Source organism: Paraflavitalea sp., from assembly GCF_059502485.1.
Map to the genome: position 1 here is coordinate 1,943,513 of NZ_JCACET010000010.1, position 11,744 is coordinate 1,955,256.

The window sequence follows — 11,744 nt, forward strand, 5'->3', positions numbered from 1 at the left end:
TTGGTGCCTAACCAGAGTATGCCCGCTTTGTCCTGCAGAATGCACTGGACGGAATTGTTGCTGAGGCCGTCTTCTACTGTGAGGCGGGTGTATTGTAAGCTGGTTTGTGCCGCTATGGATAGCGGGAACCATATTAGGAGGAATACTATTAAGGCGATGTTTTTCAGCAGCTGGGGGTTAGGTTGGTTGTGGAAAATTACTGCAATTTACAGAATTGCCTTCGAGGAGTTTGAAAGGCTGTCTGGCCGCTTTGAGCGGCCTGACTAAGCCGTAGATAAAGGTGAGCCGCTCTTGCCACGCAGCACTGGCAGCGCTGCAGAGCGACCCACCTTTTGAAGCCTTCGACAAGCTCAGGCTGACAAGGAAAATTCTATCGTCGTTTTAAAGGAGGCATGGTGGTTCTGATGCTGTTGAGCCTGCCTCTGAAGCCGGTGTTCCTGAGTAATGGTGGTTTGATCTGCATGGCTGCGGGCAGGTTACCGCTAATGGCTAATCGTCGTGCCGGGATCCTCGCCGCATTCGATATTGTGTTTTGATGTATCTGTGAACCGGCCCGCCCGCGTCCGCGGTCCAGCACCGGCCTACCGGCTACCTGATTTTGGCCTGCCGGTCTCACCGGATTGTTATCCCGCTTGTAGGTTCCCGGGTTACTCCACATGCCATCATCGTCCTCACCATCATCGAATGTCCGTAACAGGGTTTGTTTGGGCATGACGATCCGTTTTGTGCGCAGTTCGTTTGCCGGATCATCCTTGTCTTCCAGCTTCCTGTTGTACCTGTTTTCCAACAAGATGTTTGCATATCTGTTGGCCAATATTTTGCGCTTGGGATTGTTGTTGAGTTTTTTGATCTTGTCCTTCGATATTTTGTCGTTTGATCCTTCGTCGGCTTTGTTTTCTACGAGGTCGGACTCTGCGTCTGTCGATCCGCTGTAGCCGACTTTCGACACTGATGGGTTGGATACCATATCTCCTACTGAATTGTTGCCTGTGAGGCAATAGACGCCGCTTCCGTAACCGGGATACCCATCGCCAAAAGGATCGGGCACCGTGAGCCACTGGCTCAATGCGGGATCGTAGTAAGCAGTGTTGTAATTGTAATAGCCTGTTTCTGCATCCAGGCCTTTTCCATTGAACAGATAGGGTGTTTCGAAGGAACCGGTTTGTCTGTAAAAGAACATTTCACCGGTTGGAGCATATTCTGCCTGTTGTATCACTTCGCCATTAAAGTTGGTGACATAATTAGTACTACCAGTGTTATCGACATGGTAGAAATAGTAGGTTTCGGGAAAATGTCCTGCTTCTTCAAATCCGTAACCGGCTTTGACTGAATCGCGCGAAGGAACGCCGTTGACAAAGATGGGCGGACCATTGGGTGGCGGTAAGGGATTGCCGGGCCAGCCGGGCGGCACATTGGCGGCGGCCGTATCGACAATGACCGGTGCTGCAATGCCCGTGTTCTGGGGCTTTGCCCAAAACAGTTTATCGGTGGGCGGGCCGGGGCTTACGCCGAGGGATGCATAGTATTCGGTACGCGCTTTTTCGATGAGGGCGGCTCTTCTGCTATAATCCACACCTCCGGCGGTGAGGCCTGTTTGCGGGAAGTTGATATTGGTGAAGTTGCCATGGCCTGGTTTGCTGGCTATGCGTTGTCCTTCGATGTAATAGTGCTTGACGAACTGTGATTTCTTTGCTACAACATAGGGGCTCACGTTTATGGAATAGTTCTCTTCATCATGGTACACCGCGCCAGCCGGGGCTCCATTAACCCAAAGGCTTTGCATGCCGCCACTGCTTTTTACGATGCGGTTGTCATCGGCATCGTAGGTAAACTGGTGGAGTACGCCTTTGTTGATGACGCCTATGAGGCGGCTCTCTTCGTCGTAAAAGTTTTCGACCTGTTCATTGCCCAACTGGTTGCCATTGGCATCGTAGGTATATTGATGGGCGCCTATCTGTGTGGCCTGGTGGGGCGCTGTGCCTCCGTATACATAATCGTGTTTGTAATTGCCGGTGCTGGTGGGGCCGGTCCACGACTTTCGCACTATGTTGCCAATGTTGTCGTAGTCCATCTTCAACCCAAAGTGTGCTGCGCCGCTGTATACGCCCGTAGCGGAGTCGAGGCGATAGAGGGCATCGTAGCGATAATCCTGCCGGGTGGCGCCGGCCTGTGCATCGTTGACAAAACCTGTCATGTTGCTTACGGCATCGTACGTGTAGTTGTTGCTCAACATCGGCTGTCCGGTGGGCGACAAGGCACGGAGCTGTGCAAGCCGCCTGCGTTTGTCGTCGTAGCTATAGGTATTTTCGGTGCCATTGCTGTAGCGCATGTAGACACGCTGATCGAACTCATCGTATCCTAACTGTTCGACGAACTTATAGGTGCTTCCTTTTTTAAGGCCGTCTATCTTTTTGAGGGCGCCGCTTTTGTTGTAGTGGTACGTGATCGCTTCGCCATCGGGATAGACCATTTTTTTCAGGCGGTTCCAGGAATCGAATTCCTGTTCGCTAACATAGGTAATGCCAAAGTTGGGGCTGGTCATGACCGTGCGGATGGTTTTTACTACCTGTCCCTGCGTGCTATAGAAGAATTCCTGTCCTCCGCTGGCGTCTTCCTGTAATGTGACGCGGCCTGCTTTCGCGCCTGTGCCTGGTGCACCGTAAGTATATTTTACTTTGTTCTGGTAATGATGGGGATAATCGATCTCCGTGAGGCGATCGTAGTCGTACTGGTATTGTATGGCTCCTCCGTTTTTGATCTTCATCCGTATCTCTGCGGTGATCTTTCTGAAGAGGTTGCCGGCGAGGTCGTATTCGAAAGTGGTTTGTCCTGCATCCGGGTGCTGTGTTGCTATTTTACGACCGAGGTTGTCGTAAGTGGCGGTGAAAGCATTGCCTGCATTGTCGACCACCTTCACCATTTCCCCGACAGCGTTGTAATCGTAGCGGGTGGTAAGGACGCCGCCGGTCGTGTAGGTTTTATACAACCGTAAGTTGCCAAATACATCGCTCAGTTTTTCGGTACGGTTGCCCAGGGGATCGGTCACCATCATGCTGAGGCCACTGTTGCCCGAGGTCCATGCAATGGCGGTAGTGGCGCTATCTGCGTATACTTGTTTTGTGAGTCGATCTGTAACATCAAAGACCAAGCGTGTTTTGAACTTGCCCAGGTCGCCGTTGAGCTTTTGTGTATTGGGGCCTATGCTTTCGAGCACAGGGTACCAGGACCTTACCACACGACCAAATGCATCGAACTCATCGGTGCCCGACACCACCATCGTTACCTCGTCATCTACTGATGCTCCTTTAAATAAAGAGACTTGTTTTTTTAATTGTATAGACCTACCCCATCCGTCGGAAAAGTTGAGGATGTCAATGCTGCTGTTGTTGTTGTTGGTATCGTATTCGGGGTCGTAATGTTTTGTAATGGCGTAGGGCACGGGATCTTTGTGGTGGTAATCGATGGCTATTGTATAGGGCTTATTAGCCGCCAACTCATAAGGGCCAGTAAATCGTATGAGGCGCCCGAAGTTATCGAACTCGTAGCGGGTGGGTTCGTTGTTCCTGCTGAGGGTGTGGGTGGCTAGGCCGAAACGGTAATCGTATTCGCTGGTGGTGATGTAACCAAACGCATCTGTTATTTTCGTTGGGTAGGTATGTACCTGCGGATCGTACTCGTATGTATAGCTCATGCGCTGGTTCTTGTAGTTGGCCGGCTTGGTCAATGTGGTGATGTTGCCATACGCGTCGTACTCAAGATCGGTGACGGCTGCTGTGCCATCTGCCAGGAAGGATTGCATTTTGATGGGGGCTCCTCCTGCATTGTAAGTGGTGGTACGTTTTCGTTTAACTCCCTGGGCATCTCCTATTTCTACGGTAGCCGGCGCTGATTTGAGGTAGAGGTTGTCGTTGTTGTGGTAGGTAATGGTGGTTTGGTTCCTGCCGGCAGCTGAACCATCTCCTTCATCTTCTATACGTGTGATGTTGCCCAGTGCATCGTATTCGTAGCTCGTTAACTTTTTAACGTTGGTAGTAGTGGCACCTTCATAGAAGTAGTTCTCAGTCTGTTTCAATGCCGGGAAGCGAACAGAATCCTGCACCGGCTTAATGTCGTAGATGTATTTTGTTTGTGTGTACTTATTGCCTGTAGCATCTTCCGTCCATTCGGCAGCGATGAGCCCTTTGTTGTAAAAGCTCGTATTGGAGTATTGTTGTACGAAGCTGCGGTATACTTTGTTTTGATCGGCGGTGTTCAGCTCGCGGGTGGTGACTTTGCTGAAGCCATAAAACTCTCGCTCGTGGCGATCCTGCCGGCCGCCTTCGTATTCAAAGCGGCGGCGAATGGTGTCTATGCCATCTCCCGGGGCTCCATCGAAGGCGGTTATGTTCTTCATCACCCATTTGCTCTGGGGCATGTCGAAGGTGTTGCCCATGCGTTCGTAATCGATGGTGAAGTATGACTTCGCCAATGGGCCTTGTACTCTGCTCAGCATATTCGTGCGGCCAATGGCGGAGGCAGAAGCGATGAGCTCTCCATCGTCTTTCGACTCCACATAATCTGCATAGCCATCGCCATCGATATCCATGAATGCTTTTTCCTGGCGGGAAACGCCCTGACCGCCATTGCCACTGGGGTTGATACAGATCTTCATGAATATGATGTAGATCGGAATGGTGATGGTAACGGCCATGTTGAAGGATTCGCCTACAGACATGACGGCTGCTATATCGCTGTATCCTTTCCACTCTATCCATGGCCCGAAGCCGGCGCCGTTGTTGAAGCGAACGTATACTTTGTCTACTACGTCGTCTACCATCGACATCTGATCGGGCAGGCCATCGCCATTGAGGTCGTTGAACATAAATGAATTGCGGCCTTCTGTACGGGAGATGCCGAAGCCGCCTTCGAATGACCCGCCGTCGAGGTTGATGCCGAGGCCTCCGCCGTAGGACAGGCTTTTTGCTTTGTCGATGTCGTTGAAGTCCCACCGTTCGGTCGGGGCAAACTTGTAGCCGAGATTGAGCATTACGTCGCCATTATCCCAGATACGGTCGGGCAGGCCGTCGCCATTTATATCCATCCAGGTGTTGCCGGTGTAATCGTCGTTGAAGTTCAAACTACCTGAGAGGCCCATAGCTGCCCGGGCAGTATTTTGTGCACCGCTGGCTGCTTTGGTGGTTTTATTGCCGGTGAATGCGCGTTCGTATTCTCCTCCCAAACCAACGCCTTTTTGAAACCCGTAGGTAGCAGCGAGGCCCGTGTTGTTATCAACGGTGTGATCCCCCAATCCGCCATGGGGCATGGTGTACTGCATGACATGCCTGATATCCAAGCTGGGGAAAGGGGCTTCGGCCTTGTAACACAGTGCATCGGGATACCGGTCACCATTGAGGTCCATCATGTCGGAACTGATGTACGTTTTGGCATTTGACAATCCGGCGCTGGGCCCTGTACCAGAGACGGTGACGCCTAAGGAATAGCTGGTTACTTCGGTGTTGCTCGTTTTGTAGATAGCCCCGGCCCCGGTGGGTAAGCTATCGACGGATACATCGTGCATGTACAACCGTGAGCTGCTCATGGTATTGGGAGTAACGAATACGCTGGTATCGTAACCAAGCCATAGCTGGCGGGCAGGATCGGAATACAGGGTAACGAATTCGGCCTTCGATGGATTGGGTATGTTGCTCATGTCGGCCGTGTCGGTAAAGGCATTGGGATCGACCGCTGTGTTGTTGGTAAGTTCATCGAGGTTGAGCTTGTTCTCGTCGATGGGCGTATTGCCTTTATCGCCTTTGAATGCAAACTGCCCCCATCCGCGAAATTGTGCGCCGAGGAAATCGTCCGGGGGATTTGTATAGAGGTTGGCGGCCCATGTGTTTTTCAACACCAGTGTATCTTTCATGGTGGCCGTTGCCGTATCGAGGAAGGATGAATCTGCATACTGGCGCACCTCTGTTGGCCCAAGGAGGGCTGCCAATTCGAGGGAGTCGGTAGCATATTCAAGGAAGAGGGGTTCTGCCGGATTTCGTATGAGCCTGATGCTATCGACCGGGTTCATGGTTCCTCCATTGAGGAATATCCGCCTGCGAGCATATACCGTGTCGGTTCCTTTGATGGTAAACCACAGGGTGCCATTGCCACCATTACCGCCTCCACTTACCTGCGGCCGCAATACGACTGTATCTTTTTGCGCTGCGATAACTGGCGATGCTTCACGCAACCATTGGTTGTAATTGGAATTGTCGGGTATGGGGTATCCTTCCATGGTGGGCTTGCCGCCTGCTGACGTAATGGGGGTACCATCGGTGATGGCTACGTAGGCGTAATGGGGCGACCATTGCATGGCTGAACGGTCGATGTACGATTTCGACAGGAGGGTGAAGTATAGTTCATCGGATGTATCTACAGCCATCTGACCGGGGGCCTTCACCGGCTCATCGACCACCTCGTTGCCGGCATAGCCTTGTGTAAACAGGATGGTCTGGATATTGTTTCGCCAATGGGTAACCTGCAGGTATACGGAATCGGTAGTGATCTGCTTTTTAAACCGTCCATCGATCTCTATGGCGCCTTGCTTGCCCATACCGATGGCGTTCTTGCTATGGAGGACAAAGTCTTCAGAAGCGCGGTAGTAGTTGCTGGTCTTATGGTGCTGATCCGACTGGGGCGTTACCGGGGTTGTGTATTGTATAATGGGGTCCCATGATACGAGATCGTCATCGCCATTGTATATCGACTGGACGCGAAAATATATGCGTTGTCCTTTGGTGACTGGCAGGGCACTTACGTTGGTGGGCGCTTTAACCGTATAATCATTGGGACCGATGGTGGTGCTCCACAATGTGTCGCCTGCGTGTTGTATGCTTACGCGTACGCCATCTTTTTTGTTGTTGATGAAGCCTGTTGGATTAGGTACTTCGATCAGCTGCACGGGTGCGGTGATGTTGACGGTGCCTGTTGCGGGCGCTTTCCAAAAGCGCATGACATCCTGCAAGGGAAAATCGCGTTCCTGCTTTGCCTGGCGGGCTGTATCTTTTTTCAGGAATTCGGGATCGAGCTTGCCCGGGTATACAGGGCTGGGTGTTTCTTTACTGTTGGTGGAGAACTCCGGATCGCCCTGGCTATTGAGGTGGTTAAAATAGACTGTTCCGCCATCTGCAATGTCGATGAGCCCATCGCCATTGAAATCGGCAAAGAATATTTTGCTGGTTGTGTAGGATGAGATGTGTTGAACGCCGAAAAATCCGCTGTAAGGAAGTGCTTGTCCTCCTCCACCGACGCTCTCTGTTTTGCTGGTACCAAAATCAACGACCCCGTTGATGATCTTTTTTTCACCAAAGCGACGCAGGGTGCCGCCGAGGTTGGGCCGGTAATAGAGGTGCAAGCCCGTAGCGAGGTCGAACTGCTTAAATACTTTATCGGGCAAGTTATCGCCATTGATATCTATGAGGCTGAGTATTTCTTCCTGGTTGTCCTGCCCATAGGTGAAGCCTCCACCAACGGTCAATTTTTTGCTCCACAAGCCGCCTGCAACACCGCCGAAGGTGATGACGAGACCACCTGCAGCGCTTTTCACTTTTGCGACGCTGATGGCTGAGCCATGGTCTTCGAACTGTGGTATGGGATTGATAATACCGCCCTTGATACCGTCGCGGGGCATTTGCCACGGGCCTTGTGAAGCTGATGATCTATAGGTGTTGTTGTCTCTTATATCATCGTAATAATCGAAATCCTGGCTGTAGAATACGCTGTCTCTATTGTCCAGCTCGCGAACGCTTTTGAGGAGTGTTTTGTAGAATGCTCCTTCCGTGTATTGAAATTCGTAGCTGCGTATGAGGGTGGTGTTGTAGAAGATGCGCACTTTACGCAGGAGGGCTGCGCTCACTTGTTTGAACCCGAGACGGGCATCGATGACGATATCTTTACGTGTAGTGACATCGCCTACATGATTGTTGCGCATGAACTCCAGCTGGTAGACTCCGTTGGCATTGCCATGGCCCGTATAATAAATGCGGCGCAAGTACAATTGCCTGCCCTGCTGGGTGCCGCCTGTGAGGCCCGCATGTTGTGCGGTTTGGTATTCGTAACGAATGTTGTTGTCGTTGAGGTCGCGGGTTTCTGTGAGGCCCCAGTAGGCGATGTTGCCATTGTCGTCTTTGAGCACAGAGCTATCAACCACGCCTGAGCCGGGACGACCGCCGTAGTAATTTTTTCGGCCATTCTTTTCGGCCACTTCCCACCAATAGCTGGCGGGGCTGTCGCCATGGCGAATGATCTTGCTGAAGTCTTCTTCCACACGTGGATAGAAGCGTTTCTCAGCTGTGCGTATCACGAAGGAATCGCGGTTGTTGACCGGTGCGAGCTGTTCACCGCTCAACAGGTACATTTCTGTTTCGCGTGTAGCATCGAAGCGAGGCACGCCCCAACGTGTATCGATGCTTATGGCAGGCGTCAACAGGTTCCATCCCGTGCCCATCCAGGAGGTACCGCCTTCATTGTTGTAAGCAATGTTGATGTCCGGGTTCATGCCCTGGCGCCCCTGGGGCAGGTTCATGGTGAAATTCAGTACGGCGTTGCCGAGGCTATTGGCCGCAGGTACTGGTATCATGTTGATGCCAGTAGCGGGATCGGCCGCTTCGAAATCCTTAATGGATGTAGGTGCGTATCCCTGCGTAGATGGTTCTTCCGGAAGGCCGATGAAATCGTTTACGGGATCAGAGGTAAGCATAGCGTTGTGACCCGTGGGTGTACTGGTATTGGTAACAACAGGCTTTTGTGCTGTTGTGAATTGCTCTTTTACAGGCTCGTGTATCAACAGAGGCATTTGTGGTTGCTGCCAGCCGAAGTAAACAGCTGCCAGCGCTGCGCCGGAACAATACAGGAGGATGGTGAGTTTCTTTTGCATAGGTGGCGCTTATCATTTAACGATGATCAGTCTTCTGCTGGTTTTGGATAGTCCGGAAGTAAATACCAGCTCGTACATGCCTGCTATTTTCAACTCGCCGGTGAAATGGTGATTGGCCCGGCGTTCTCCTTTTTGCATCGTGATCAATTTGCCTTCGGGTGAATATATCGTCATGGTTACCGGCGCCGGTTCATCTAATGTGACGCGTGCGGCAAACCGGCCGGTCGATGGATTGGGAAATATGCTGATGTCGTATAGTGTGTTGTTGGGCATTGCTTTTACTGTTATGTCTTGCTGGTTGTAGCAACCGGCTGTGCCGCAGCGTATGGTGTATACGCCCGGCTTTGTGATGCGTACCTGTGAGCTCAATGATTGAAAATTGTCCGGGCCTTTCCATTCCCAGCTGAGACTGGATGCCAAGCCCACTCCTGCATCGAGTGTGAGCGCACCTGCTACCGGCAACGTATACTGATCTGCCTTCAACGCGGGCAGGGGTACATCGGTATGGTTGATATAAAATGAATCGGTATAGGTGTGACGGCCGGCGTCGGTAACCGTGATCTTGTATTTGCCCGTGGGGAGGGATGAAAGTTCAATGGGGGTATTTGTACTGGTGATGCGCCTGCTGTCGATAATGCCTGTAATGTTTTGCACGATCAACTGGTATGGGGCTTTGCCGCCAAGGATGCGCGTGCGCAGGCTTCCTTCGCTCTGCTGTGTACAGGTAGGTTGTTCGATCTTTGTTTGTAACAAGAGTATCGGCCCGGCGATCAGCGTCCATACGTCTTTTCCTGAAGCGTCTGCATCCCACTGTACATCGGCAAATGTGGCAATGCCTTTTTTATCCAATGTGGTCATTGGAATGTATGCCGCTTCTTTCGTATTGAATTTTCCTTCTCCTGTCGGATCGATGACCAGCCAATAGCATGGCTGCACCGGCAGGCGTGCATCTATTTGCTTCGTATCTATTTGTAGTGTGGTGTTGTATGAAGGTTTCTCTCCTGTTTTCATCAGCCAGGAGCGTTGCAGCATCACTGGCTGGCCGGGCGTTTTGGGCGCGGGGATCAGCGGTTTGTCATTATCGCCCCATAATAAAAAGGTATTGTTGGCTAATACGTCTGCAGTTGTTATCGTGAGTAGACCCGGTGTGTTGCTGCTGGTAGCTATAGATTGACAGAACCCTGCTGTATCATCGCGGCCAATGCCTGCGATGTTGTTGTGCCATTCGGGATAGTCGTATCCTTTCCAGATCGGCTTGCCCGCGCTGTTGAGGTAGGTGGCGCCGGGCTCTGTAAGTGTGATGCCGTATTTCAATGCCAGCCAGGATGCTACCTGCAAGCGCTCTGTACTGCTCAACACGCGGTTATAGATGATCAGCTCCGGAATGAGGCCATTGAAATTGACCACCGGAACTTTGGGGGTAAGGGGCTGACCGCCGATGTGTAATGACTGCGGAACGATGATTGCCGAATCTTTGTCTTTCTGCTGTACATATACATTCACCTTCGGCTGGTGCCTGGCAACATCATTGTAGTTCATGTAGCGATAGGCCGGCAGATCGGCCATACGATCGGTGGTAAGCACCAGGCCGGTGGTTGTGTTTCGTGTGGTGTACCAAATGCTGTTTTCGTGGGCAGTATCAGCGGTCTGATACACTGTGAATATGCTGGCGCTGCGCCAATCGCGCAGGGCGAGGTTCAGGGGCATGCTGTTGCGGCCATCGAGCTTCAATGCCGGATGGTAATTCAATTGTTGCAGTGTGGCATTCTCAAATGTGAGCCAGGTGGTATCGGATGGTATACGGCTGCGCAGGCCGCCAGCGATGTGGTTCGTGGGGACACGAACCATGGCGTCACGAGCCACAGCGGTATCTGCTGCGTACCAATGCACAGCCCCTCCCACCCCTCCGGGATTGGGCGTTTGCGCCGCTGCAACACAATAATAGAAGCACAGCACTACCGAGAGTGCGATTCTTGTGGTTCCCATATTTAGAGCTTATCTAAGGACTTCCTACTGTTTTCTCATGCGGATTTAGTCAGTCTTTAACAGCTGGCGGCTCTTAGTTAGTCTCGAAAAATGAGGACATATTGAAGCCCACGGAAAACTCAAACACTGTGTTGTTGTTTTTCGTGGCGATGAAGTTGTAGGAATTGGCCTGTGTCTCTACTGCACTGGTGGCGCTCCAGTAGAAGCGTCCGTTTACTTTCACTGCATCTTTTATCAGCCATGACGCATCTACCGCCAGTCCGAAATTGTTCTTTCCGCGCAGCACATTACGGAGCTGCTGCTGTTGTTGCAGATCGGTACCAAATGCTTCTTCTTTTCCTTCGCCCCAGGAGGTATACTTCAAATTCCTGGTGGCAACATTGATGCCGAGGAATGGCCCGGCACCTAATGCCACGGATTTTTCAAAGGGAAACCATTTTGCGAGCCCTACCAGGTTGATGTATTGGTAAGCGAACTCCATCTTGTAATGGAAGTCGCGCTCGTAGTTGCTGAACTCCACATTGCCGCCATGCCGTGCATACATGATCTCGGACTGGAAGCCCAGGCGCTTGTCTTCGAGGTTGTAATCATAGTAGATACCCAGGTGCCAACCGGTGCGGCCCGTTTCTGCAATGCTGTAATTAATAAAGTACGGTTCGCTGAGGATGATGGTGGACAGGTTGCTTATCTTAGAATAGTTGACACCGGCCTTGAAGCCGAAGTCGTATTCCTGGCCCCGGGTGGTGGTGTGGAACCCGATCAATAGCAGCCCGCAAAGAACTATCCTGTTCATCCGCATTTGGTTTTGGGAGTTTGCGTGTAAAGGTTGGTCAAAATGCGGGAAGGGGCAATC

The 11,744-nt window shown here is 51.7% G+C and carries 3 protein-coding genes and 1 pseudogene; all 4 read right to left on the reverse strand.

Features of this window, described 5'->3' with window-relative positions; genetic code table 11:
* Positions 1 to 5: 5 nt before the first annotated feature.
* A pseudogene (locus AC5JBY_RS24945) lies at positions 6 to 206 on the reverse strand (two-component regulator propeller domain-containing protein); the annotation flags it as partial.
* Between the two features lie 164 nt (positions 207 to 370).
* Positions 371 to 8,905, reverse strand: a complete 8,535-nt coding sequence (locus AC5JBY_RS24950; protein WP_495907391.1) for a SpvB/TcaC N-terminal domain-containing protein — start codon at positions 8,903 to 8,905, stop codon at positions 371 to 373.
* A 12-nt stretch (positions 8,906 to 8,917) separates the two neighbouring features.
* The gene (locus tag AC5JBY_RS24955; RefSeq protein ID WP_495907392.1) at positions 8,918 to 10,891 is read right to left on the reverse strand and encodes a DUF8202 domain-containing protein; all 1,974 of its coding nucleotides are present in this window, start codon (positions 10,889 to 10,891) and stop codon (positions 8,918 to 8,920) included.
* 73 nt (positions 10,892 to 10,964) lie between these two features.
* The gene (locus AC5JBY_RS24960) at positions 10,965 to 11,684 is read right to left on the reverse strand and encodes an outer membrane beta-barrel protein (protein ID WP_495907393.1); all 720 of its coding nucleotides are present in this window, start codon (positions 11,682 to 11,684) and stop codon (positions 10,965 to 10,967) included.
* Positions 11,685 to 11,744: the final 60 nt, after the last annotated feature.